Genomic DNA, 23,987 nt, shown 5'->3' on the forward strand with positions numbered 1-23,987 from the left:
CTGTGAACCAGACCTATGCGGTGACGGCCGTGACCTTCGTCGTTCTGGCGACGGTCCTCATCGGCGCCCTGGGCCTGCGCATCTCCCGGACGACCTCGGACTTCTACGTCGCCTCGCGCACCGTCAACCCCGGGCTGAACGCCGCCGCCATCAGCGGCGAGTACCTCTCCGCCGCCTCCTTCCTCGGCATCGCGGGCCTGGTGCTCCTGCAGGGCCCGGACATGCTCTGGTACCCGGTCGGCTACACCGCCGGCTATCTCGTGCTGCTCGTCCTCGTCGCCGCGCCGCTGCGGCGCTCGGGCGCGTACACGCTCTCCGACTTCGCCGAGGCACGGCTCGAGTCGTCCGCGGTACGACGACTCGCCAGCCTGTTCGTCGTCGGCATCGCCTGGCTCTATCTGCTGCCCCAGCTCCAGGGCGCGGGGCTCACCCTGGAGATCCTCACCGGTGCGCCCGACTGGTTCGGCGGACTCCTCGTCGCCGTCGTCGTCACGGGCGCCGTCGCCGCGGGCGGCATGCGCTCCATCACGTTCGTGCAGGCGTTCCAGTACTGGCTGAAGCTCACCGCCCTGCTGGTTCCCGCCCTGTTCCTCGTCGCCGCCTGGGCGGGCGACGACGCGCCCCGTGCGCGCTTCGACGCGCCCGCCGTCCTGCGCGAGCACACGGCGGTCCGGATCGACGACACCGTACGGATCGAACTCGACACCCCGTTGTCCGTCGGGGTGGCCGGCACGGTCGACGGCACCCGGCACGAGGGGCGGCAGATCATCCTCGACGAGGGCACCCACCGCGTCGAGTCGGGCACCACGCTCACCTTCCCCCCGGGCACGGACATACCCGAACGGGCGTCCACCGGCGCCGACCCCGCCAGCTGGTCCCAGCCGCTCGCGGGCGGACGCGACGGGTACCAGCTGTACGCCACCTACGGGCTGATCCTCGCCACGTTCCTCGGCACCATGGGCCTGCCGCACGTCGCCGTCCGCTTCTACACGAGCCCCAACGGCCGCGCGGCGCGCCGCACCACGCTCGTCGTCCTCGGCCTGATCGGCGCGTTCTACCTGCTCCCTCCCGTGTACGGGGCCCTCGGCCGGATCTACGCCCCCGAACTCGCCCTGACCGGCGACGCCGACGCCGCCGTGCTCGTCCTGCCGGAGCGGATGGTCGGCGGACTCGCGGGCGACCTGCTCGGCGCGCTCCTCGCCGGCGGTGCGTTCGCCGCCTTCCTGTCCACCGCGTCCGGGCTCACCATGTCCGTCGCCGGAGTCCTCAGCCAGGACGTCCTCCCCTCGCGCGGCGTACGGCACTTCCGGCTCGCGACCGTCCTCGCCATGGCGGTGCCGCTCGCCGTCAGCGTCGTCGCCACGAACGTGCCGGTCGCCGACGCCGTCGGACTGGCCTTCGCCGTATCCGCCTCCTCCTTCTGCCCGCTGCTCGTCCTCGGCATCTGGTGGCGCGGACTCACCCCGCCCGGCGCCGCGGCCGGACTGGTCGCCGGCGGCGGCGCCGCGCTGACCGCCGTCATGGCCACCCGCGCGGGACTCGCCCCCGAGGGCTGGCCCCACACCCTCATGGCCTGGCCCGCCGTCTGGTCCGTACCGCTCGGCTTCCTCACCATGATCCTGGTGTCGCTCGCGACGCCCCGCCACGTACCCTCCGGCGCCGCCGCGATCCTCGCGCGCCTCCATCTGCCGGAAGACCTCGTCGGACGGCCGCAGAACGAAGGGGTACAGCGATGACCGGGACGGCGCTGGCGGCACTCGCCGCGGCCGCGGCCGTGCTGCTCGCCGCCGGTTTCGCCCTCGGCCGGGTCACGGCACGCCGCGGCGCCGGAACCGGACCCGACCTCGGCACGCCGGTCGAACGGGCCACCTTCCACACCCTGCACACCGCCTCCCTCGCCGCGCCGCCGCTGCGCGCCGGGCTCACCGAGGACACCGCCCGCAAGGCGGCCCGCCGGCTGCGCTCACTGCTCGGCACCCAGGCGCTGTGCCTCACCGACCGGGAGACGGTCCTCGCCTGGGACGGGATCGGCGCGGACCACCACCAGGAGCGCGTGATGCACCGCGTCGGCGACGTGCTCGAATCGGGTCGCAGCCAGAGTGTCCGCACCGGCTGCGACGACGTGGAGTGCCCGCTCCGCTGGGCCGTGATCGCCCCCCTGACCGGGGAGGAGGGCGTCCTCGGCGCGCTCGTCGCCTACGGCTCGGGGGAGTCGGCCGTCCTCGTACGAGCCGCCACGGAGGTCGCCCGCTGGGTCTCCGTGCAACTGGAACTCGCCGAGCTCGACCGTTCCCGCACCAGGCTCATCGAGGCCGAGATCCGGGCACTGCGGGCACAGATCTCGCCGCACTTCATCTTCAACTCCCTCGCGGCCATCGCGTCCTTCGTCCGCACCGACCCGGAGCGGGCGCGGGAACTGCTCCTGGAATTCGCCGACTTCACCCGCTACTCCTTCCGGCGGCACGGCGACTTCACCCACCTCGCCGACGAACTGCGCTGTATCGAGCAGTATCTGGCCCTCGCCGGGGCCCGCTTCGGCGACCGGCTGAAGGTGACGCTCCAGATCGCGCCCGAGGTCCTCCCGGTCGCCCTGCCGTTCCTCTGCCTCCAGCCGCTCGTGGAGAACGCGGTGAAGCACGGGCTGGAGGACGCCGGGCGGACCTGCCGGATCTCCCTCTCCGCCCAGGACGCGGGATCGGAGGCCGTGGTCACGATCGAGGACGACGGCGTCGGGATGGACCCGGCCGAACTGCGCCGGATCCTCGCGCGGGAGGCGGACGGCTCCTCCGGCATCGGTCTCTCCAACGTCGACGAGCGGCTGCGGCAGGTGTACGGCGACGACCACGGCCTGGTCATCGAGACGGGGGTCGGGGCCGGGATGAAGATCACCGTACGGGTCCCCAAGTACCGCGCGGGCGTGCACAAGACCGCCGGGGGAGCCTGAGCGGACAGGGCGGGCCCGCCGGCACCCGGTCAGTACAGATGGATGGCCAGATGGCCCAGCGGAAGTCCCAGTCGCCAGGCAGGTGTCCAGATCTGGGCGTGCTCCCCGGCGGCCGGGTCCACCGGAAGGGCCGGGTGCCACGGGTCGGTGCCGTCCCCGAGGTCGGCGGCGAGGAGTTCGGTCCGCTCCAGCCATCCCCATGCGTCCCGAGCCAGGTCGAGATCGGGGTCCGTGCCGGAGACGTCCCGGTCGAACGCCTCCCGCTCGGCCATGCGGTCGCGCACCCACTCGTGCCACGGATGCCCGTAGGCCGTGACGGACAGCCACTCGTCCAGCCGTGAGGCGGTGGGGACACCGGCCGGGCCGTCCTCGGCGCCGCACAGGTAGACCGTGAGTGCCAGTGTCTCCCGGCCGGCTCTGTACTCCAGCGATCCCGGCTCCACCAGACCGCCGGTGCGCAGCACCTCGTCGGCCAGGAACTCGGCGCACAGCCATGCCATGGGGACCGCCAGGCCGCCTCCGCTGGTGCCGTTCGTACTCTCGGGCCGCACTCTCTCCACCTTCTCCCGGGACGTGTTCGGGCACGGGTCTCGACGACGAGCCTCCACCTGAAGACACGTGTCACGGTTCCTCTTTACTCAACTCGAGCGGGTGGTTTCGAATCCGGTCGCCCGAGAACGTGGCCCCAGGGAGAGCAGGTGCCCTCTGGGAATCCGGAGACGGAAGTGACACGGCCGCACCCGGTGGTGTGCGCGCCCGCGCGCCTCCTGTTCGGCACCCGTGCCGCGCCCGCGGGCAGAGGTCCACGACGCACGCCCGGAACGACGCACGCCCGGAACGACGCACGGCCGGAACGAGGAACGCCCGGAACGACGCGCGGCCGGAACGAGAACGCCCGGAACGACGCACGCCCGGAACGAGGAACGCCCGGATCGGCGAACGGTCGCGTGGCACGGCGAACGGTCGCCCGCGCCCCCGCAAGGGCCGTCCCCGGCCGGCATCCGGGGCGTGCATCGGCCGGCGTCGCTCCGGGGCGTACCTGCGGACGCTGCGGCTCACGCCGCGGAGGCGAGCGGCCTCCTGCTGTAGCCGGGCAGACTGCGGGCCATGGCGCGCAGCGCGTGGTGCGAACGGGACTTGACGGTGCCCTGCGGGATGCCGAGCGCCCGGGCGGCCTCGGCGACACTGCGGCCCTGGAAGTAGATCTGCACCAGCACGGCACGGTGCTCGGGGCTCAGCGTCCTGACCGCGGCCCGCACGTCGAGCGCGGCGACCGCGCGGTCCGTCACGTCGGAGGGGTCCGGTGTCGCGGCCAGGACGCCGTCCCCGATCTCGGCCGGCCGCGCGAGCCGCGACCGGCGCGCGTCGATGGCGAGGCGCCGGCCGACGGTGAAGAGCCACGGCCGCATCGACTCGTAGGGCGCGTCGAACGCCTCGGGGTGCTGCCAGGCCCGCAGCAGGGTCTCCTGCAGCAGGTCCTCCGCGCGCTGCCGGTCCCCGTACGTCAGGCCGACGAGGAAGCTCAGCAGGGCGGGACCGTGTTCGCGCTGCAGCTTCGCCAGGGCCCGCTCGTCGGTCGTCGCCGTCGCCGTCGTCATCGTCGGCTCCCTTCCCGCTGGATCTTCCGAGAGTTCGGTGCTCCGAGTGCTTCGTGGCGTATACGAACGCATCGGCGGGCGGAGGGACAGGCGTCACACACAGGTGTGCGATGAGCGGTCGCACCGAGCGGCGAATGGTGCGGCGAACGGTCGGCCGGATCCGCTGACGGCGACCGCTCACCCGCCGGGAGGGTGCCGGACACCCGGCACGAGGGACGCCCACCCGCCGGGGACGGGGACGACGGCACGCGTCCCGTCCCGTCCCGGACGGTCCGGGACGGGACGCGCAGGATCACCCGTTCGGCTCCGCCGGGCGGGCGGCCTGCTCCTCCGCGAGATTCGAGTTCCGGTACGAGTAGGCGAAGTAGATGATCAGTCCGATGACGAGCCACACCCCGAACCGGACCCAGGTCTGCCAGTCCAGGAACGTGATCAGCCACAGCGAGAACACGACACCGATCGCCGGTACGAACGGCATGCCGGGGCAGCGGAACGTCCGCGGCAGGTCGGGCTGCCGGTAGCGCAGCACGATCACGGCGACGCACACCACGACGAAGGCCAGCAGGATGCCGATGTTCGTCAGCTCGGCCGCCTCGCCGATCGGCAGGAAGCCGGCGATCAGCGCGGAGCCGACACCGACGATCCACGTCACCCGGACGGGCACGTGCCGCGTGGGGTGCGTCTTGGCGAACCAGTGCGGCAGCAGCCCGTCACGGCTCATCGAGAACCACACCCGGGTCACGCCCAGCATGAAGGTGAACATCACGGTCAGGATGCCGATGATGGCGCCGATCGCGATGACGTTCGCCAGACCTTCCAGCCCCACCGCCTTGAAGGCCGTCGAGAAGCCGCTCTCCGGGTCGATCTCCGTGTAGTTCTGCATGCCCGTCAGCACCAGGCAGGCCAGCACGTACAGCACCATCGAGATCGCCAGCGAGTAGATGATCGCCTTGGGCATGTGCCGCTGTGCGTCCTTGGACTCCTCAGCGGCCGTGGACATGGCGTCGTAGCCGAACACCGCGAAGAACACGGTCGCCGCCCCCGTGAACGCCCCGCTGACGCCGAACGGGAAGAAGGGGTTGTAGTTCGCCGTGTCGATGTGGAAGAAGCCGACCGCGATCACCAGCAGGACGACCAGGACCTTCAGCACCACCACGACCGTCTCGAAACGGGCCGCGTTCTTGATCCCCAGCGTCAGCAGATAGGCGGTGAACAGGCACAGGATCATCGCGAAGAGATCGACCTGGTGGCCGGGACCCGTGCCCGGCGCGCCCAGCATCCACGCGGGCAGATCGAGCCCCAGCTGGCCCAGGAGGAAGCCGAAGTAGCCCGAGATCCCGATGGCGACCACCGCCACGATCGCCGTGTACTCCAGCAGCAGGTCCCAGCCGATGAACCAGCCCGCCAGCTCGCCGAGCACCGCGTACCCGTAGGTGTACGCCGAGCCCGCCTTCGGGATCAGACCGGCGAACTCCGCGTACGAGAAGGCCGCGGCGGCGCTCGCCACACCCGCGATCAGGAACGACACGACCACCGCCGGGCCGGCCCTGTCGTGCGCCACCGCGCCCGCGAGGGCGAAGATGCCGGCGCCGATGATGCCTCCGACGCCGATCGCGGTGAGCTGCCAGAGGCCGAGCGTTCTGGTGAGCTGCTCGCTCGGAGCGCCTTCTTGGATCTGTTCGATGGGCTTGCGGCGCAGTACGCCCTGTCCCATCCGGAGCCCTGCCATGACACACCTCTTCGCAGACTGCGGTCGGCCGATGGCGGCTCATGATGGCCCAGGCGGGGCAGGGGTGGAAGACGACATGCGGTGTCGTGGAGGTGAGGGTTCAGGTCGGGTTACGGGACGACGGTCACGGGCCACCGCCCGGCCTTCACCAGCCGTACGGCCACCGAGCCGACGATCCGGTGCCCCGCCGACTCCGACGCGCCCACCACCACGGCGTCCGCCTTGAGCTCGTCTGCGGCGGCCACCAGCCCGTTGTAGGGGTCCCCTCGGAAGGTGTGGAACTCCCAGCGCACCTCCCAGATGCCCCGCACCCGCTCGGCCGCCTCGCGGATCTCCGCGACCAGACCCTCCGCTATCTCCTCGGTGGTGTCCGCGACCGGGACGCCGAAGGCCGCGCCCGCCGTCATCAGCGGCTGCACGTAGACGAGCGCGAGCAGCGCGTTCTGCCGCCGCGCCAGACCGCTCGCGTACGACGCCGCCCGCAGGGACGACTCCGAACCGTCCACACCCGCGACGATCACCTTCGGGCCGTCCGTACCGCGCTCGAACCCCTGGGGCTGTCCACTCACACCACGAGGCTAAGGGGTGTGGCGAAAGTAGCTCCGTCCGCCCGGAGGGCGGGGCCTCGGCGTCCGGTGCGTGCGAGCGCACGGCGGAGGATCATCCTCGTACCGGACGAACCTGGATGACTCCGACAACGCAGCGAGCGTGCGTGCCAGGCGTCGCGGGTCAGGAGGGACTTTCGCCACACGGCCTACGGGGTGTCTTGTGGATCTTGCCAGGGCCCGTGCCCCGTGGACCACCCCGGCCAGCCCGACAGGCGGCCCGGCGACGCCCTCCCTAGAGTGCGGAACATGAGCGTCAGCGTGGCGGAGCGTGCGACCGCCGCCCGGAGCGGCCTCTCGGCCAGGGTGCCGGGCGCCTTCGCGATGTTCTTCGCCCTGCTCGGGGTGTACTGCGCGGTGATCGCGCTCATCGCCCCCCTGCGCCGAGTGCTGAGCCCTGTCTCCGCGTTCCTCGACCTGGTCGCCGTGCCCGTCAGCGCCAACCTGGCGTACGCCGTCTTCCTGCTCCTGCTGGCCGCCGCGATCGGTGCCCGCAAGAAGGCCGCCTGGTGGCTCGTCGTCGTCTACCTCTCCCTGCTCGTCCTCACCGACGTGCTCAGCCTGGCCCTGCTGCGGGACTGGTCCTGGATCCCCAACCTGGTCCTGTGCCTGCTCGCCCTCGGTGTGCTGTTCGCCGCCCGGGGCGAGTTCTACGCCCTGACCCGCCGCGGCGCACTGCGGCACGCCCTTCTCGTGCTCGTCCTCGGGCTCGCCCTGGCCGTCCTCGTCGGCTGGGGGCTCGTCGAGCTCTTCCCCAACGACCTGCCGCGCGAGCAGCGGCTGCTGTGGGCCGCCAACCGGGTCCTCGGCGGGCTCGTCTCCAACGCCCAGTTCGACGGCACCCCGCCCCGCGCCCTGTACTTCCTCCTCGGCCTCTTCGGCGCGCTCGCGCTGCTCAACTCCGCCCGGACCCTGTTCCGCTCGCAGCGGATGGAGGCCGCCCTGCACGGGGACGAGGAGCCGCGCATCCGCGCCCTGCTCGGCGCCTACGGCTCCCAGGACTCCCTCGGCTACTTCGCCACCCGTCGCGACAAGGCCGTCGTCTTCTCACCCAACGGCAAGGCCGCCGTGACCTACCGCGTCGAGGCGGGCGTGGCCCTCGCCAGCGGGGACCCGGTCGGGGACACCGAGGCGTGGACCCCCGCGATCGAGGCCTGGCTGGACGTCGCCCGCCGCTACGCGTGGGCGCCCGCCGTGATGGGCGCGTCCGAGGACGGCGCCCGTGCCTACGCCCGCTCGGGCCTCGGCGCCATCCAGCTCGGGGACGAGGCGATCCTGCACGTCGACCGCTTCGATCTGAACGGCCGGGACATGCGCGTCACCCGGCAGGCCGTCGGCCGGGTCCGCAGACTCGGGGCGACGACCCGCATCCGCCGTCACTCCGCCCTCGGCGCCGACGAGATGAAACAGATCATCGACCGGGCGGATGCCTGGCGCGACACGGAGACCGAGCGCGGGTTCTCCATGGCCCTGGACCGCCTCGGCGACCCCGAGGACGGCGACTGCCTGCTGGTCGAGGCCCTCGACGCCGAGGGGAACCTCGTCGCCCTGCTCTCCTTCGTCCCCTGGGGACGCGACGGCATCTCCCTCGACGTGATGCGCCGGGACCGCGACCACGCGCCCAACGGGATCATGGAGTTCATGGTCGCGGAGCTGTGCGCGGAGGCCCCGCAGCTCGGCGTGCGCCTGATCTCCCTCAACTTCGCCGTCTTCCGGTCCGTGTTCGAGGAAGGCGCCAGGATCGGCGCGGGACCCGTCCTCCGGCTCTGGCGCAGGCTGCTGCTGTTCTTCTCCAGGTGGTGGCAGCTGGAGGCGCTGTACCGCTCGAACGTCAAGTACCGGCCCGCCTGGTACCCGCGCTTCCTCTGCTACGGCGACGCCGGAGCCCTCGCCCGTATCGGCCTCGCCTCCGCGATCGCCGAGGGATTCGTCTCCGTGCCCCGGCTGCGCAAACGCTGGGGCAACGGCCGGACGCGCGGGATCGTCGCCGGGCCGGTCGCGGGCACCAAGGACCTCCCGCCCCTCGACACGCTCGAACTCGCCGGGCCCGACACCGTACGGCCCATGGGGGAGCGCCGGATGCCCGAACAGGTGCGCATCCGCCACCGGAAGCTGGAGCGCCTGCGCGCACAGGGCGTCGACCCGTACCCGGTCGGGGTCGCCGCCCGAACCGACCCGCTGGCCGCCGTACGCGCCGCACACCCGGAGGTGCCGGCCGGGGCCCGCACCGGCGAACGGGCCACGGTCGCCGGGCGGGTCATGGCCGTGCGCGACTTCGGCGGGGTCCTCTTCGCCGTGCTGCGCGACTGGTCCGGGGACCTCCAGATCGCCCTGACCCGCGACGGGTCCGGCCCCGCCGTGCTCACCGCGTTCTCCGCTGACGTCGACCTCGGGGACCACGTCACCGCCACCGGCGAGATCGGCGCCAGCGACCGCGGCGAGCTCACCGTCTTCGCCGACGCCTGGCAGCTCACCGCCAAGTGCCTGCGCCCGCTGCCGGACAAGCGCCGCGGACTGGCCGACCCCGAGGCACGGGTGCGCCGCCGCTATCTCGACCTGGTCACCAGCCCGGACGCCCGGAGCGTGGTGCGGGCCCGGTCCACCGCGGTCCAGGCGCTGCGGCAGGGGCTGCTCGACCGCGGCTACCTCGAGGTCGAGACACCGATGCTCCAGCAGATCCACGGCGGCGCCAACGCCCGCCCGTTCACGACCCACATCAACGCCTACGACATGGACCTGTACCTGCGGATCGCACCCGAACTGTTCCTCAAGAGGCTGTGCGTGGGCGGCATGGAGAAGGTCTTCGAGATGGGCCGGACCTTCCGCAACGAGGGCGTGTCCTACAAGCACAACCCCGAGTTCACGATGCTGGAGGCGTACCAGGCGTTCGCCGACTACGACGTGATGCTCGACCTGACCCGCGAGCTCATCCAGGGCGCCGCCACCGCCGCGTTCGGCGCTCCCGTCGCCCACAAGAAGGGCCCCGACGGGGGGCTCGTCGTCCACGACATCTCCGGCGCCTGGCCGGTCAAGTCCCTGTACGGAGCGGTGTCCGAGGCGCTCGGGGAGGAGGTCGACGCGGACACCGACGAGGAGCGGCTGCGAAGGCTCTGCGACCTGGCGGGAGTACCCCACGGCCCCGACGACACCCGCGGCGACGTGGTGCTGGAGATGTACGAACGGCTGGTGGAGGAGAAGACCAAGCTGCCCACCTTCTACAAGGACTTCCCCACCGAGGTGTCCCCGCTGACCCGCCAGCACCGCCGTGACCCGCGTCTCGCGGAGCGCTGGGACCTCGTCGCCTTCGGCACCGAACTGGGCACGGCCTACTCGGAGTTGACCGACCCGGTGGAACAGCGGCGACGGCTCACGGCGCAGTCCCTGCTCGCGGCCGGTGGCGACCCCGAGGCCATGGAGCTCGACGAGGACTTCCTCGACGCCCTGGAGTACGCGATGCCCCCGACCGGAGGGCTCGGCATCGGCGTGGACCGGCTGGTGATGTTCCTGACGGGGCTGACCATCCGCGAGACCCTGCCGTTCCCCCTGGTGCGCCGGCACTGAACGGCCGCCGAGCCGCTGAAGTCCCCGGGCGTGGCCGGGTTCCGGCGGGCGCCGACCGGGTTCACCGCCCGACCGCCTCTCCGTGGGATCCGCCTCGTCCCGTGTACGGCCGTCGGCGCCGCCCGGCCAGCCGGGACGGCGGCGTGCCCGGACGGCCGGATCACGCCCGGCGCCGGACGGACCGCTCGCGGCGGGCCGTCCGGCGGGGGAGGGGCGTCAGCGCGTGGCGACCATGCGGGCGAAGACGACGACGTTCCCGTCGTAGCCGGTGCCGCGCGAGTAGCCGCCGCCACAGGTGATCACCCGCAGCTCGGGGCTGCCGGTGTCGCCGTAGACCCGGGCGCCCGGGAAGCTGTTCTTCGAGAACACCTCGACGCCGTACACCTCGAAGACCGCCACACGGCCGTCGTAGCGGGTCACCTCGACGTGCTGGCCCTTCTGCATCGAGCCGAGCCCGTAGAACACTGCGGGCCCGCCGGCGTTGTCGACATGGCCGACGACCACCGCGGTGCCCTGCTGGCCGGGGGCGATGCCGTTCTGGTACCAGCCCGCGAGGTTGGGGTCCTGCGCCGGCGGGGCCTCGATCCAGCCGTTGGCGTCGAGCCCCACGTCCACGATGGGCGCGTCGACACCGACGGCGCGGATGGCGATCCGCGAGGCCGGGGCGTACGGCAGCGGCTCGACGGTGCCGGGCAGAGGAATGGAGTCCTGGTTGGCGCGGACGTCGTCCAGAGCGGCCGCCACGGCGGGCTGCGGCGGCCCCATACCCACGTCGACGCCGTTCCGCACCAGGGCGAGTCCTGTGAGCATGACAAGGGCCAGTACGCCCCACGGGGAGCGTCTCCTCGAATCCGACCCTGTGAACTCCTGCCGGCGCATGGTTCTCCCATCTCATCGTCTGCCCGCACGCTAAGCAGGTGGGGGAGAAGCCGCGACCTGAGAGGGGCGAACGGGTGGTACGGCCAGTCGGGGTGACCCATACGAGTAGACAGTCGGGCAAATTCTCTGACGGTCCGTGACCTGCGGCTCCGTCAGATGCGGGCTGCTCGCCACGGCGTGTCGCTCACCGGGGTGGCCGAGTCCCGAAATGCGACGGATGTGCAACGCGGTGAGGGTTCGTTCATGGAGGGCGTTCTCGTCGAAATCTCCGGAGCACCGTTCCGGGGCGCACCTCCGATGGAGGTTCAACCATGCGTGCTTCACGCGCTGTCGCGGTGGCGATCACCGCGTGTGCGGCCATGGGCGCCACTTCTCCCGTGGTCGCCGCCACCGCCACCGGAGGTGGCAACGGTCCGGCCAACGTCCGTCTCTCCCCGTCCGAGGTCCACCAGGGCTCGATCATCACGATCCTGGTCGACGGCTGCCACCGCGGCGGCACGGTGTCGTCCAACGCCTTCCCCGCCGCCAACCTCAGCGCCGACCGCGGCGGGTTCTACGGCCCGAGCGGCAAGCGGGCGGGAGAAGAGGGCAACCCGGACGCGAATGCCAACGGCAACGGGAACGGGAACGGGAACGGCAACGGGAACGCGAACGCGAACGGCTTCGGTCAGGACCAGGGCGGGGGCGGCAACGGCTTCGGTCAGAGCCAGAACCAGAACCAGAACGGGAACGGCAACGGCAACGGCCAGGACCAGGGTGGGAACAACAACGGCCGCCATGACCAGGGTGGGAACAACAACGGCCGCCATGATCAGGGTGGGAACAACAACGGCCGTAACGATCAGGGCGGGAACAACAACGGCCGCAATGACCAGGGTGGGAACAACAACGGCCGCAATGACCAGGGTGGGAACAACAACGGCCGCAACGATCAGGGCGGGAACAACAACGGCCGCAATGACCAGGGCGGCAACAACAACGGCCGCAATGACCAGGGCGGCAACAACAACGGCCGTGGCAACGAGGGCCGCAACGACAACCGCGGCAACAACAACGGTCGCGGCAACGAAGGCCGCAACGACAACCGTCGCAACGACAACCACAACGACAACCGTCGCAACGACCGGGACCGTTTCGACAACTTCCGGGGCGGGGAGGGCGTCGCCGTCGCCACGGCCCGCATCTTCGACCGTGCCACCCCGGGGCAGTACAACCTGGCCGTCCGGTGCCACGACAGCAACCGGATCGCGACGCGGACCTTCATCGTGCTCTCGGGTCGCGGCGCCCAGGGTGGTCTCGGTGGTTCGCAGGGACCTTCCGGTACCGAGATGGCCGTGGGCGGCGGTCTCGTCGCCACGGCGGCCGTCGGTGGCGCCCTCTACCTCCTCCGGCGCCGCCGGAGCATCAGCGGCGGAGAGGCCTGACCGGCCGAACCTCCCGGTCGGCCTTCACCGCCCGTCGCCCCGAGTCCTGAACCAGGACTCGGGGCGACGGGCGGTGCGGGCACGAAAGGCGAGGAGGCCGCAACCGGGAAGGTCAGTGCAGCCGGCTGCCCGAGCGGCGGCGCACCACGTAGACGATGCCACCGGACGCCGCCAGGACGAGCACGGCACCCGCCGCGATCTCCACGGCGTTCATGCCGCCGATGCTGCCGCCCAGACCGCCCTTGACGCCCTGGGGCTGGGGCTGGGGCGCGGCCGTGCTGGTGGAGCGGATGGTCGGTGTGGCCGCCGCGCCACTGCCGCCGGAGATGGTCAGGTCCGTGGTGCCGGTCTGGTTGTTGCACGTGAACTGGACCGAGTACACGGCGCCGCGCCGCGCGTCCAGGTCGACCCTCGCCGTGCCGGTCTGGCGCGGCGGGATGGTCACGGTGTCGAACACTCCCGACGAGGCCGTGGCCGTGGTGCTGCAGCCGGACACGCCCAGCGTGACCGTGCCGCCGGGGGCGACGGTCGAGGGGGTGACGGCGAACGAGAACGGCTGCTTGCGGACGCTGCCGCCGGCGCCGTCGGCGGTGTCAGCCGCCGCCGTGGGAAGGGTCAGAGCGAGGGCGGCCGCTCCCATGAGAGCGGCGGACGCGACGGGTATCGCGCGCATGGCAATCCTCCGTGTCCCCGAGGAGCAGTTGCGGAAGGGTTTTCCACAAGGGCAGGGAATGCACCTCGATGACCGAAACGCTAGAAGTGCGGATTCACCCCCGCGATCGCAGACGGACGAATGGGGCACGCTTGTCCCCCGGGTGGCGCACCGGCGGTCTCCCCGGCTTGCGCCGCCCGGAGATGTCGTGTTCAGCCGAGGACGTGCGGGAAGAGTTCCGTGAAGGGCCCTGGGGTGGCCGAGACGCCGCGCCCGAACGGCGCGTCGAAATCCCAGATCAGGAAGAGCAGGAAGGCGATCAGCGCACTGAAGAGGCCGGCCAGCAGCAACTCCCGGAAGGTCCGGCGGATCTGCAGCGTGAAGATCAGGCCGACGGTGACCACCGCGCCCGTGACCAGGCCGAACCACACCACCCCGGGCATCGTCGCCTCGGCGCCCTGTCCCCGGGCCCCCCGGGCGTCGTCGACCGCCGCCACCTGGTCGACGAGCGGCTGGTACGCCTGCCCCTCGTGGTCGTTCTTCGGCACGTAGTCCGTCACGTCCCTGCGCATCTGTTCGAGCAGCCGGGTCCCTTCCCCGGTCAGCTCGCCCTTCTCGACCATGTGGCGCCACTCGGTGTTTACGACGTGCGCGACGTACGCGTCCACGCTGTCGCGGATCCGGGTGCGCGCCTCGGCCGGATAGACCTCGGCGCGCGCTCTCACCTCGTGGAGTGCCTGGGCCTCGTGACGTACCGAGTCCTCCGCCGCGCCACGGGCCTCCCAGACGCCCGCGATGGCCAGGCCCAGCACGATCGCGTAGACCACGCCGATCATCATCGTCATGTACTCGATGACGTCGGGCGTCTCCGACGGGTCGTCGTCGTCGCCGACCCGTCGTTGGTTGATGACGGTGATGGCGAGGACGACCGCACACGCCGCGGCCATGGCGAGGGACAGTACGACCCACTCCGACAAGTGAACCTCCGGGAGCTAGCGGGATCGGGGACGCAGGAAGGCCGCGGCGAGCACGGCGGGCGCGGTCACCAGGAGCGTGAGCGAGACCAGGGAGGGTCCGCCCCGTGGTTCCTCGCGCTGGGGCGTGCGGTAGTGGGGGAGCGCGACCGGGGTGGGCCGCGGTGGTGCGGGGCGCGCCCTCGGGGACGGCGGTGGCGGTGGCGGTGGCGGCGCCGGGTCGATGCGGAGCGGCGCGGGCGGAGGCGGTGGTGGCGGAGGGGGTGGTGGCGGAGGTGGCGGAGGGGGTGGGGGTGGAGGCGGAGGTGGAGGCGGTGGAGGCGGCTCCGGCGGCGGGGGCGGCGGGGGCGGCGGAGGTTCGGGGACGGGAACCGGGCCCGCCGTGCAGTGGGCGCCGCCGGCGATCGCCACGGAGGAGTCCGGCCCGTTCGGCCCACCGGGGCCGATCGAGGCGTACGAGCAGGAGTCGGCGGCGGCGGGCAGCGGGGCCGTCAGCAGCCAGGTGAGTGCGGCGGCCGACAGCAGCCGCGCGACGAGCGATCCGTACACGCCGGGGAGCATGATCCACGAAAGGGCCGGCCACGCCCGCACGGAGGGGGATTCGCCTGATGGAGGGGATGTCGGGGGATCGTGTTTGGGATGCCGCGGAGATTTTTTCCGCCCCCCGTTGAACACACCCCGCCTCCCCGCGCGTACCTAGGGCCATGAACGGCGCACGAAGGCGCCACAACGGACACCGGGCTACTGGAGTTGACATGAAGACCTGGCGGAACGCCTCGCTCGCGGTGACTGCGGCGGCCGTACTCGCGCTGACGACGGCGTGCGGTCAGGAGACGGAACCGCAGCCGAACGGCCAGGCCGTCGGTGCGGTCAACCCCGCCGGACAACCGGCCGCCAACAGCGGCTACGGATCCGGTTACGGTGCCGGTGCGGGTGCCGGTGCGGCGGACGCCAAGCCGAGGACGGCGGGCCAACTCGCCGTGTGGGAGAGCAAGAAGCTCGGCAAGGTGCTCACCGACAGCGAGGGCCTGACCCTGTACCGCTTCGACAAGGACTCCGTCGACCCGGTGACGTCGAACTGCAACGGCGACTGCGCCAAGGCCTGGCCGGTGGTGGCCGCGGGAGATGTGACGCCGGCGCCCGGCACCGACGCCTCGCTGATCGGTTCGGTCACCCGTGCCGACGGCACGAAGCAGCTCACCGTCGGCGGCTGGCCGATGTACCGCTACGCGAAGGACACCAAGCCCGGCGACGCCAACGGCCAGGGAGTGGGCGGCACCTGGTTCGCCTCGGCGCCCGACGGAAAGAAGGCAGCGCTCGGCGGAAGCGGCGGCGAGGAGGCCGGCGGCGAGTCCGCGGACCTCGCCGGCCTTTCCGTCCGCAAGGACCCGAAGCTCGGCGAGATCGTCGTCGACAAAAACGGAATGACTGTCTACCGCTTCATGAAGGACTCGGCCTGGCCGATGAAGACCGCGTGCACGGGCGCGTGCCTGGAGAAGTGGCCGGTCGTGGCTCCCGTCGACAAGAACGACACCGAAGGCATTCTGAAGAAGGGCTTCGTCACGTTCGACCGCCCCGACGGAATCAAGCAGCAGACGATCGACTGCTGGCCGATCTACACCTTCGCGGGCGACAAGAAGCCCGGGGACACCAACGGTCAGGGAGTGGGCGGTACCTGGTTCGCCGTGTCGCCCCAGGGCAAGCCGGTCGGAGCGCCCAAGTAGGTCCCCACGCAGCGCCTCCGGCCACCGGCCCGCCGTCACGCCCCCCGCGTGCGGCGGGCCGGCTGTTTGCGGTGGTTCCGGCCAGCACGTGCCGGTGGCGTGTGACCAAGAACGGACCGTTAATTTCCGTTTCTGCTCGCTCTCTTGGCGGGCGATCAGTAGCCTCGGCTCGAACACCGGCCGCGAGAACGGCCGTTAATCCCCGTGGCGACTTGTTGGAGACATCAATGGAGCGTCCCGCCTGGGCCCCGCCGGGCATCGACATCTCGGTGCCGAGCGTGTCCCGCATTTACGACTACTACCTGGGCGGCTCGCACAACTTCGAGGTCGATCGTGAAGCCGCCCGGAAAGCGATGCAGTTCCTGCCCGGCCTCCCCAAGATCATGCAGGCGAACCGGGCCTTCATGCGCCGCGCCGTACGTTACGCCGTGAGCGAGGGCGTCAACCAGTTCCTGGACATCGGCTCCGGCATACCGACGTTCGGCAACGCCCACGAGGTCGCGCAGAAGGCCGACCCGGGGGCGCGGGTCGTGTACGTCGACCACGACCCGGTCGCCGTCGCCCACAGCCAGGCCGTGCTCGAGGGGAACGACGGGGCGGGGATCGTGCAGGCGGATCTGCGCAAGCCGGCCGACATCCTCGCGGACCTCGAGACCACCCGGCTCCTGGACCTCGAACGGCCCGTGGCGCTGCTGCTCGTCGCCGTGCTCCACTTCCTGGAGGACTCCGACGACCCCCAGCGGTCCGTCGCCGAGCTGCGCGACGCGCTGGCGCCCGGCAGCCTCGTCATCGTCACCCACGCCTCGTACGAGGGCATCCCGCTGCCCAAGGAGCAGGCCGGCGGTGCCGTCGGCGTCTACAAGGACATCCGCAACCCGCTCGTGATGCGGTCACGGGAGGAGATCGCCCGGTTCTTCGACGGGTTCGAGATGGTCGAGCCCGGACTGGTGTCGATGCCGGACTGGCGGCCCGAGACACCCCTCGGGCAGGAGGATCCATACGCGTTCTCCGGGTTCGCAGGGGTGGGGCGCAAGGCGTGATGACGCCGTCGCAGGCAGCGGGCTCGGCGGCGGGCCCGGACGACCTGGAGGACAGACTCAGACGGTTCGCGACCATCTGGAGCCGGGCGATCTTCCCGGTCACGGCCACGTCGCTGACCCGCCCCGAGTTCGAGCGGCATCTGCTCCCGCTGGCACGGCAGTTGAGCGAGGCGCTGCACACGCGCCCGTTCGACTCCGCGGCCGCCCAGCGGGTCGGCGCGGCCCTCGTCGACGCCCACTGCACGGACCCGGACGCCCTCAGCCGCACGCTCGGCGTCGTCGACGCCTACCTGGTCCTGTACTGCGGGAACGACCAGGAGTCCGCCGAGGACAGCCGGGCCCGCTGCGCCCGGCTGCAGCACGCGCTCGCCGCCGGGTACGCCCTCGCGCTGCGCGAGCGCACCCTCACCGAGCAGGAGGCCATCGCCCGGTCCGCGCTGGCGGCGCGCAGCGTGGCGATGGAGGCCCTGCACGCCACCGAGACGCGCTTCCGCGCCGTGTTCGAGGACGCGGCGATCGGCATCGGCATCGCCGATCTCGACGGCAACGTCCTGGAGGTCAACGACACGCTGACCCGGATGTTCGGCGGACTGGAGCACCACGTCCGCGGCCGCAAGGTCAACGAGTGGGCCCACCCGGAGGACCGCCCGCAGACCTGGAACATGTACGAGGAGCTCGTACGCGGCGAGCGCGAGCACTACCGGGTCGAGAAGCCCTTCTACCGCAACGACGGCACGGTGCTCTGGACCAATCTCACCGTCTCGCTGCTGCGCGACGCCGACGGGATGCCCCAGTACCAGCTGGCGTTGATGGAGGACACCACCGAACGGCGGCTGCTCAACCTCCGGCTGCGCTACGAGGCGACGCACGACGCGCTCACCGGGCTGCCCAACCGGACCCTGTTCTTCGAGCGTCTGGAGAAGGCGCTGGCGGCCGGCGAAGGTGCCCGGTTCGGGCTCTGCTACCTGGACCTCGACGGGTTCAAGGCCATCAACGACAGCCTCGGCCACTCGGCCGGGGACCGGCTGCTCGTCGAGGTGGCCGACCGGCTGCAGAGCTGCGCCACCGCCCCCGGTGAGATGGTTGCCCGGCTCGGCGGCGACGAGTTCGTGGCGCTGACGACCGGCCGGGAGACCCAGCGCGAGGTGGGCGAACTCGCCACCCGGATCCTCGCCGCGCTGGCCGCGCCCGTCACCCTCGACGGCCGGGAGATCAGCGTCCGGGGCAGCATCGGGATCGTCGAAGGGCCGGCGGCCGGGGAGCGGACCTCGGCGGAGGTCCTGCGCAGCGCGGACATCACCATGTACCGGGCCAAGTCCGCGGGCGGGAACCGCTACGAGCTCGCCGACCCGGAGGCGGACGCCCGCGCGATCACCCGGCACGGGCTGACCACGGCGCTCCCGGCGGCTCTGGAGCGGGGCGAGTTCTTCATCGAGTACCAGCCCCTCGTGCACCTCGGCGACGGCCGGGTGCACGGCGCGGAGGCGCTCGTGCGCTGGTCGCACCCGCAGCACGGGATCCTCGGGCCGGACCACTTCATCCCGCTCGCCGAGCACACCGGGCTGATCGTGCCGCTCGGTCGCTGGGTCCTCCAGGAGGCCGTGCGGCAGGCGCGCTCCTGGCACGAGCAGGCCGAGCCGGGCGGGTCCGCGCCGCCGCTGCGGATCAACGTCAACCTGTCCCCGACCCAGCTGCACCACCCCGGTCTGGTCGCCGACACCGTGGACGTGCTGGAGCGCTCGGGCCTTCCGCCCGGTGCGCTGTGCCTGGAGGTCACCGAGTCCGCGCTGATCGGAGCGGACGAGGACCTGCTCAAACCGCTGCGGCAACTCGCCGAGATGGGCGTCGACATCGCGCTCGACGACTTCGGCACGGGCTACTCGAACCTGGCCAATCTGCGGCGGCTCCCGGTGAGCGTGCTCAAGCTGGACCGCTCCTTCACCCAGGGCATGCAGCAGCACCCGGCGGATCCGGTGGACCGGAAGATCGTCGAAGGGATCGTCTCGCTGGCCCACAGCCTGGAGCTGGCGGTGACGGTCGAGGGCGTGGAGACCGGCGTCCAGGCCGAGCAACTGCGCGAACTGGGCTGCGACACGGCACAGGGCTGGTACTACGCCCGGCCGGGCCCGCCGGACCGCCTCCACACGCTGTCGCTCGCGGACGCGGTGTAGGGCGTGTGGCGGAAGTCCCTCCTCGCCCCGCGGGCCGACGGAGCTACTTCCGCCACATGCCCTGGCCGGGCCGACGCCGTCTCGGAGCACGGACGGAGCCCCTGCCGGACACCGGTGGGGGCGGGGGCCGCGGGGGGCCCGCCGAGGGACGCGACCGCCGCTGTCCCTGGCGAGGGTCGCCCGGGGCGCCCCCGTGCCGCCGGCCTCGGCGCCGGGGGACGTACCCGGACGACCGGCCGGGATCGACGCCGCCGCGGTGATCGACCGACGGGCAGGTCCCCGCGCCTCAGGCGTCGGCGCCCGGCTTCCGCGGAGCCGACGTGCGCGTCTGCAGCAGCAGGCGCTGGAGTTCGCGGGCCGCCCGCGGCGGGGCCACATCGCTGCGGTGGGCCAGGGCGATCGTGCGGCGCAGGCCGGGGCGGGCGAGGGCGGTGACCCGGAGGTCGCGGCCCGCGCGGGCGGCGGCGACCATGCGGGGCACGACCGCCACACCGAGGCCCGCCCGCACGAAACCGAGCACCGCGTCCATCTCTCCGCCCTCCACCGTGAACGACGGTTCGAAGCCCTCCGCACGGCACGCGGCGACCGTGAGTTCCCGGAGGTCGTACCCGTGCCGGAACATCACCAGCGGCTCGCCCTGGAGATCCGCGATCCGCACCGGCCGGCGCGGCGCGGGGGACGCCGCCGAGGAGACCACCACCAGGTCCTCCTGGAGCAGCTCCACCGTCGTCAGTGCCGGTGACGGCGTCGGCAGGGGCAGCACCACCAGGGCGAGGTCGAGCGCCCCGCGGGCCAGCTGCCGTACGAGATCGTGCGAGCCGCCCTCCTCGATCAAAAGTTCGATCCCTGGGTGGAGATCGTGGAAGGCGCGCAGCACGTCCGGCAGCAGGCCCGTGCACAGGCTCGGGGTCGCCCCCAGCCGCACCCGTCCCCTCCGCAGCTGTGCCAGCTCCTGCACCTCGTGCCGGGCGGTGTCGGCGTCGGCGAGGATCCGCCGGGCCAGCGGGAGCAGCGCCTCACCCGCGTCGGTGAGGGCGATGTTGCCGCGCGCACGGCTGAACAGCTCCGCGCCCAGCTCCTTCTCCAGCGCCCGGATCTGCTGCGACAGCGAGGGCTGGGAGACGTGCACCCGTTCCGCCGCCCGGGTGAAGTGCCGGGTCTCGGCGACGGCCACGAAGTACTGGAGCTGCTGGAACTGCATACCTCCCACGATAGACCCCGCCTATTGAGATCAGCCGGATCATGTCTTGGACCTCTCGGTGCCTTCCCGCCTAGCGTCTGTGTCCATGGCTCTCGCAACGCGGACGGGCCGACGGCCGTCCATGACGCGCACGCTCTGGCAGTCGACCGTCGGCAAGAAGACGGTCATGGCCGTGACCGGCCTGATCATGCTCGGCTACCTGGTCGTCCACATGCTGGGCAACCTCAAGATCTTCTTCGGCTCCGACGAGTTCAACGGCTACGCCCACTGGCTGCGCACGCTCGGTGAGCCGTTCCTCCACTACGAGTGGGCGCTCTGGATCGTCCGCCTCGTGCTCCTCGCGGCCGTCGTACTGCACGGCGTGTCGGCGTACCAGCTCAGCCGGCGGGACATCCGCGCCCGCCCGAGCAAGTACGTCCACAAGCGCCGGCGCGCGAGCTACGCCACCCGCACCATGCGCTGGGGCGGCATCATCCTCGGGCTGTTCATCGTCTGGCACCTGCTGGACCTGACCACGCTCACCGTCAACGAGAACGCCCAGCCCGGCAGGCCGTACGAGAACGTCGTCGCGACCTTCTCCACCCCCTACGGCAACGCCGTCTACCTCACCGCGATGCTCGCCCTCGGACTGCACATCCGCCACGGGTTCTGGAGCGCCGCCCAGACCCTCGGCGCGGGCAGCGTACGCCGCGACCGCGCCCTCAGGACCGCCGCCAACGGCCTCGCGCTGGTGCTGACGGTGGGCTTCATCTCGGTACCCGTCGCCGTCATGACCGGAGTCGTGAGCTGACATGAGTTATCCGCACTACGAGACCGGCGCCCCGATCGCCGACACCAAGGCGCCCGACGGCCCCATCGCCGACCGCTGGGACCGCCGCCGCTTCGAGGCCAAACTGGTCAACCCGGCCAACCGCCGCAAGCACACCGTGATCGTGGTCGGCACGGGACTCGCCGGCGGCTCGGCCGGCGCGACCCTCGCCGAACAGGGCTACCACGTCGTCCAGTTCTGCTACCAGGACTCCCCGCGCCGCGCCCACTCCATCGCCGCCCAGGGCGGCATCAACGCGGCCAAGAACTACCGCAACGACGGCGACTCCATCCACCGCCTCTTCTACGACACCGTCAAGGGCGGCGACTTCCGGGCACGGGAGTCCAACGTCCACCGGCTCGCCCAGATCTCCGTCGAGATCATCGACCAGTGCGTCGCCCAGGGCGTGCCCTTCGCCCGGGAGTACGGCGGTCTCCTCGACACCCGCTCCTTCGGCGGCGTCCAGGTCTCCCGTACGTTCTACGCCCGCGGCCAGACGGGCCAGCAACTGCTGCTCGGCGCCTACCAGGCGCTGTCCCGGCAGATCGCGGCGGGCAACGTCGAGATGCATGCGCGAACCGAGATGCTGGACCTGATCGTCATCGACGGGCGGGCCCGGGGCATCGTGGCCCGCGACCTGATCACGGGCCGGATCGACGCGTACTTCGCCGACGCCGTCGTCCTGGCCACCGGCGGCTACGGCAACGTCTTCTACCTGTCGACCAACGCGATGAACTCCAACGCCACCGCCGTGTGGCGGGCCCACCGGCGCGGCGCGTACTTCGCCAACCCCTGCTTCACCCAGATCCACCCCACCTGCATCCCGCGCACCGGCGACCACCAGTCCAAGCTGACGCTGATGAGCGAGTCGCTGCGCAACGACGGCCGGATCTGGGTGCCGAAGGCCAAGGGCGACACCCGCCCGGCCAACGAGATCCCCGAGGACGAGCGCGACTACTACCTCGAGCGCATCTATCCGTCCTTCGGCAACCTCGTCCCCCGCGACATCGCCTCGCGCGCGGCGAAGAACGTCTGCGACGAGGGACGCGGTGTCGGTCCCGGAGGACAGGGCGTGTACCTCGACTTCGCCGACGCGATCCGCCGCATGGGCCGGGCCGAGGTCGAGGCGAAGTACGGCAACCTCTTCGACATGTACGAGCGGATCACCGCGGAGAACCCGTACGAGGTGCCGATGCGGATCTACCCCGCCGTGCACTACACCATGGGCGGTCTCTGGGTCGACTACGACCTGCAGACCTCCGTGCCCGGGCTGTTCGCGATCGGGGAGGCCAACTTCTCCGACCACGGCGCCAACCGGCTCGGCGCCTCCGCGCTGATGCAGGGCCTCGCCGACGGCTACTTCGTGCTGCCGTCGACCATCAACGACTACCTGGCCCGCCATCCGCACCCGGAAGCCGTCGACGCGGCGCACCCGGCGGTCGCGGAGGTGCTCGCCGAGACCGAGGGCCGGCTGAACCTGCTGCTCTCCGTCGACGGCGACCGTACGCCCGACTCGTTCCACCGCGAGATCGGCGAGCTGATGTGGGAGTTCTGCGGCATGGCCCGCACCGAGGCCGGGCTGCGCAAGGCGCTCGACCGGATCCCGCAGATACGCGAGGAGTTCTGGCGCCGGATCAAGGTCCCGGGCACCGGAGAGGAGTTCAACCAGTCGCTGGAGAAGGCGAACCGCGTCGTCGACTACCTGGAACTGGCCGAGCTGATGTGCCTCGACGCACTGCACCGGTCGGAGTCCTGCGGCGGCCACTTCCGTGAGGAGTCCCAGACCGCGGACGGCGAGGCGGAGCGCAGGGACGAGGAGTTCTCCTACGCCGCCGCCTGGGAGTTCACCGGCACCGGCGCCGCGCCCGTCCTGCACAAGGAAGACCTGGTCTTCGAGTACGTCCATCCCACCCAGCGGAGCTACGCATGAAGCTCAGACTGCGCGTCTGGCGCCAGAAGAACGCCGACGCACCCGGCGCCATGGCCACCTACGAGGTCGACGGCATCTCCGAGGACATGTCGTTCCTGGAGATGCTCGACACCCTCAACGAGGAACTCATCCTGCGCGGGGAGGAGCCGGTCGCCTTCGACCACGACTGCCGCGAGGGCATCTGCGGCGCCTGTTCGCTGGTCATCAACGGCGACGCGCACGGCCCGGAGCGCACCACCACGTGCCAGCTCCACATGCGTTCCTTCGAGGACGGCGACACGATCGACGTCGAGCCGTGGCGTGCCTCCGCGTTCCCGGTGGTGAAGGACCTGGTCGTGGACCGCTCGGCGTTCGACCGGATCATCCAGGCGGGCGGCTACGTCTCCGTCCCGACCGGCTCCGCTCCGGAGGCACACGCCACACCGGTCCCCAAGGCCGACGCCGACTCCGCCTTCGAACACGCCGAATGCATCGGCTGCGGGGCGTGCGTCGCAGCCTGCCCCAACGGCTCGGCGATGCTCTTCACCTCGGCGAAGGTCAACCACCTCAACGTGCTCCCGCAGGGCGCGCCCGAGCGCGAGACGCGGGTGCTCGACATGGTCGCCGCCATGGACGAGGAGGGCTTCGGCGGCTGCACCCTCACCGGCGAGTGCGCGACGGCCTGCCCGAAGGGCATTCCGCTCCCGTCCATCACGGCGATGAACCGCGAGTGGCTGCGTGCCACGCGGAAGGTCAAGCGGTAGGCCG

18 protein-coding genes are annotated in these 23,987 nt (G+C 71.6%); 10 read left to right on the forward strand and 8 right to left on the reverse strand.

Annotation, left to right across the window (positions count from 1 at the left end; genetic code table 11):
• Positions 1-2: 2 nt before the first annotated feature.
• Positions 3-1,736, forward strand: a complete 1,734-nt coding sequence (locus tag QRN89_RS31725) for a sodium/solute symporter (RefSeq protein WP_290352852.1) — start codon at positions 3-5, stop codon at positions 1,734-1,736.
• Positions 1,733-2,944 carry a sensor histidine kinase gene (locus tag QRN89_RS31730; protein WP_290352853.1) on the forward strand — a complete coding sequence of 404 codons (1,212 nt, stop codon included), beginning with the start codon at positions 1,733-1,735 and terminating at the stop codon, positions 2,942-2,944. Before QRN89_RS31725 ends, QRN89_RS31730 begins: the two co-directional genes overlap by 4 nt.
• Positions 2,945-2,973: 29 nt before the next feature.
• Here the strand turns inward: QRN89_RS31730 and QRN89_RS31735 are convergent, their stop codons facing one another.
• The 4 genes from QRN89_RS31735 to QRN89_RS31750 all read right to left on the reverse strand — a co-directional run bounded on the left by QRN89_RS31735 (position 2,974) and on the right by QRN89_RS31750 (position 6,840).
• The gene (locus tag QRN89_RS31735; protein ID WP_290352854.1) at positions 2,974-3,495 is read right to left on the reverse strand and encodes a hypothetical protein; all 522 of its coding nucleotides are present in this window, start codon (positions 3,493-3,495) and stop codon (positions 2,974-2,976) included.
• Between the two features lie 504 nt (positions 3,496-3,999).
• Complete coding sequence (locus tag QRN89_RS31740) at positions 4,000-4,542, reverse strand: sigma-70 family RNA polymerase sigma factor (RefSeq protein WP_290352855.1); 543 nt, start codon at positions 4,540-4,542, stop codon at positions 4,000-4,002.
• 292 nt (positions 4,543-4,834) lie between these two features.
• Positions 4,835-6,271: an amino acid permease gene (locus QRN89_RS31745; RefSeq protein WP_290352856.1), complete on the reverse strand. Its 1,437-nt coding sequence runs from the start codon at positions 6,269-6,271 to the stop codon at positions 4,835-4,837.
• Positions 6,272-6,381: 110 nt separating this feature from the next.
• The gene (locus QRN89_RS31750) at positions 6,382-6,840 is read right to left on the reverse strand and encodes a universal stress protein (protein WP_290352857.1); all 459 of its coding nucleotides are present in this window, start codon (positions 6,838-6,840) and stop codon (positions 6,382-6,384) included.
• Between the two features lie 285 nt (positions 6,841-7,125).
• On the opposite strand from QRN89_RS31750, the gene lysX reads away from it, so the two are divergent.
• Complete coding sequence (gene lysX / locus QRN89_RS31755; RefSeq protein WP_290352858.1) at positions 7,126-10,437, forward strand: bifunctional lysylphosphatidylglycerol synthetase/lysine--tRNA ligase LysX; 3,312 nt, start codon at positions 7,126-7,128, stop codon at positions 10,435-10,437.
• Between the two features lie 216 nt (positions 10,438-10,653).
• On the opposite strand, the gene QRN89_RS31760 is transcribed toward lysX, so the two are convergent.
• Positions 10,654-11,316 (reverse strand): class F sortase, encoded by a 663-nt coding sequence (locus tag QRN89_RS31760; protein WP_290352859.1) that lies wholly within the window; start codon positions 11,314-11,316, stop codon positions 10,654-10,656.
• Between the two features lie 311 nt (positions 11,317-11,627).
• Here QRN89_RS31760 and QRN89_RS35885 point away from each other — a divergent pair, with 311 nt between their 5' ends.
• A complete protein-coding gene (locus tag QRN89_RS35885) occupies positions 11,628-12,740 on the forward strand; it encodes a hypothetical protein (RefSeq protein WP_435833283.1) in 1,113 nt (370 codons plus the stop codon).
• 112 nt (positions 12,741-12,852) lie between these two features.
• On the opposite strand, the gene QRN89_RS31770 is transcribed toward QRN89_RS35885, so the two are convergent.
• Both QRN89_RS31770 and QRN89_RS31775 read right to left on the reverse strand, forming a co-directional pair.
• A complete protein-coding gene (locus QRN89_RS31770) occupies positions 12,853-13,413 on the reverse strand; it encodes a hypothetical protein (RefSeq protein WP_290352860.1) in 561 nt (186 codons plus the stop codon).
• Positions 13,414-13,604: 191 nt separating this feature from the next.
• Positions 13,605-14,369 carry a bestrophin-like domain gene (locus tag QRN89_RS31775; RefSeq protein ID WP_290352861.1) on the reverse strand — a complete coding sequence of 255 codons (765 nt, stop codon included), beginning with the start codon at positions 14,367-14,369 and terminating at the stop codon, positions 13,605-13,607.
• 752 nt (positions 14,370-15,121) lie between these two features.
• Here QRN89_RS31775 and QRN89_RS31780 point away from each other — a divergent pair.
• The 3 genes from QRN89_RS31780 (at position 15,122) to QRN89_RS31790 (ending at position 19,301) form a co-directional block, all read left to right on the forward strand.
• Positions 15,122-16,090, forward strand: a complete 969-nt coding sequence (locus QRN89_RS31780; RefSeq protein WP_290352862.1) for an SCO0930 family lipoprotein — start codon at positions 15,122-15,124, stop codon at positions 16,088-16,090.
• Between the two features lie 227 nt (positions 16,091-16,317).
• Positions 16,318-17,130: an SAM-dependent methyltransferase gene (locus tag QRN89_RS31785; RefSeq protein WP_290352863.1), complete on the forward strand. Its 813-nt coding sequence runs from the start codon at positions 16,318-16,320 to the stop codon at positions 17,128-17,130.
• Positions 17,130-19,301 carry a putative bifunctional diguanylate cyclase/phosphodiesterase gene (locus QRN89_RS31790; RefSeq protein ID WP_390701738.1) on the forward strand — a complete coding sequence of 724 codons (2,172 nt, stop codon included), beginning with the start codon at positions 17,130-17,132 and terminating at the stop codon, positions 19,299-19,301. The genes QRN89_RS31785 and QRN89_RS31790 overlap by 1 nt, the downstream gene beginning before the upstream one ends.
• 286 nt (positions 19,302-19,587) lie before the next feature.
• Here the strand turns inward: QRN89_RS31790 and QRN89_RS31795 are convergent, their stop codons facing one another.
• Complete coding sequence (locus QRN89_RS31795; RefSeq protein WP_290352865.1) at positions 19,588-20,502, reverse strand: LysR family transcriptional regulator; 915 nt, start codon at positions 20,500-20,502, stop codon at positions 19,588-19,590.
• A gap of 85 nt (positions 20,503-20,587) precedes the next feature.
• Here QRN89_RS31795 and QRN89_RS31800 point away from each other — a divergent pair, with 85 nt between their 5' ends.
• From QRN89_RS31800 to QRN89_RS31810, 3 genes are read left to right on the forward strand one after another with little or no spacing between them, the layout of a single operon-like run.
• Positions 20,588-21,292 carry a succinate dehydrogenase gene (locus tag QRN89_RS31800; protein WP_290352866.1) on the forward strand — a complete coding sequence of 235 codons (705 nt, stop codon included), beginning with the start codon at positions 20,588-20,590 and terminating at the stop codon, positions 21,290-21,292.
• A 1-nt stretch (position 21,293) separates the two neighbouring features.
• Positions 21,294-23,240, forward strand: a complete 1,947-nt coding sequence (locus tag QRN89_RS31805) for a fumarate reductase/succinate dehydrogenase flavoprotein subunit (protein WP_290352867.1) — start codon at positions 21,294-21,296, stop codon at positions 23,238-23,240.
• A complete protein-coding gene (locus QRN89_RS31810; RefSeq protein ID WP_290352868.1) occupies positions 23,237-23,983 on the forward strand; it encodes a succinate dehydrogenase/fumarate reductase iron-sulfur subunit in 747 nt (248 codons plus the stop codon). Before QRN89_RS31805 ends, QRN89_RS31810 begins: the two co-directional genes overlap by 4 nt.
• Positions 23,984-23,987: the final 4 nt, after the last annotated feature.

Origin of the sequence: Streptomyces sp. HUAS CB01, assembly GCF_030406905.1 — a bacterium.
Lineage (GTDB): Bacteria > Actinomycetota > Actinomycetes > Streptomycetales > Streptomycetaceae > Streptomyces > Streptomyces chengbuensis.

Excerpts from the sequence above, each read along its gene's own strand:
- QRN89_RS31745 (WP_290352856.1), bottom strand. The coding sequence starts at position 6,271 with ATGGCAGGGCTCCGGATGGGACAGGGCGTACTGCGCCGCAAGCCCATC.
- QRN89_RS31760 (WP_290352859.1), bottom strand. The coding sequence starts at position 11,316 with ATGCGCCGGCAGGAGTTCACAGGGTCGGATTCGAGGAGACGCTCCCCG.
- QRN89_RS31810 (WP_290352868.1), top strand. The coding sequence starts at position 23,237 with ATGAAGCTCAGACTGCGCGTCTGGCGCCAGAAGAACGCCGACGCACCC.
- QRN89_RS35885 (WP_435833283.1), top strand. The coding sequence starts at position 11,628 with ATGCGTGCTTCACGCGCTGTCGCGGTGGCGATCACCGCGTGTGCGGCC.
- QRN89_RS31790 (WP_390701738.1), top strand. The coding sequence starts at position 17,130 with ATGACGCCGTCGCAGGCAGCGGGCTCGGCGGCGGGCCCGGACGACCTG.
- QRN89_RS31785 (WP_290352863.1), top strand. The coding sequence starts at position 16,318 with ATGGAGCGTCCCGCCTGGGCCCCGCCGGGCATCGACATCTCGGTGCCG.
- QRN89_RS31740 (WP_290352855.1), bottom strand. The coding sequence starts at position 4,542 with ATGACGACGGCGACGGCGACGACCGACGAGCGGGCCCTGGCGAAGCTG.
- QRN89_RS31795 (WP_290352865.1), bottom strand. The coding sequence starts at position 20,502 with ATGCAGTTCCAGCAGCTCCAGTACTTCGTGGCCGTCGCCGAGACCCGG.
- lysX (WP_290352858.1), top strand. The coding sequence starts at position 7,126 with ATGAGCGTCAGCGTGGCGGAGCGTGCGACCGCCGCCCGGAGCGGCCTC.
- QRN89_RS31805 (WP_290352867.1), top strand. The coding sequence starts at position 21,294 with ATGAGTTATCCGCACTACGAGACCGGCGCCCCGATCGCCGACACCAAG.
- QRN89_RS31800 (WP_290352866.1), top strand. The coding sequence starts at position 20,588 with ATGGCTCTCGCAACGCGGACGGGCCGACGGCCGTCCATGACGCGCACG.
- QRN89_RS31780 (WP_290352862.1), top strand. The coding sequence starts at position 15,122 with ATGAAGACCTGGCGGAACGCCTCGCTCGCGGTGACTGCGGCGGCCGTA.
- QRN89_RS31730 (WP_290352853.1), top strand. The coding sequence starts at position 1,733 with ATGACCGGGACGGCGCTGGCGGCACTCGCCGCGGCCGCGGCCGTGCTG.
- QRN89_RS31770 (WP_290352860.1), bottom strand. The coding sequence starts at position 13,413 with ATGCGCGCGATACCCGTCGCGTCCGCCGCTCTCATGGGAGCGGCCGCC.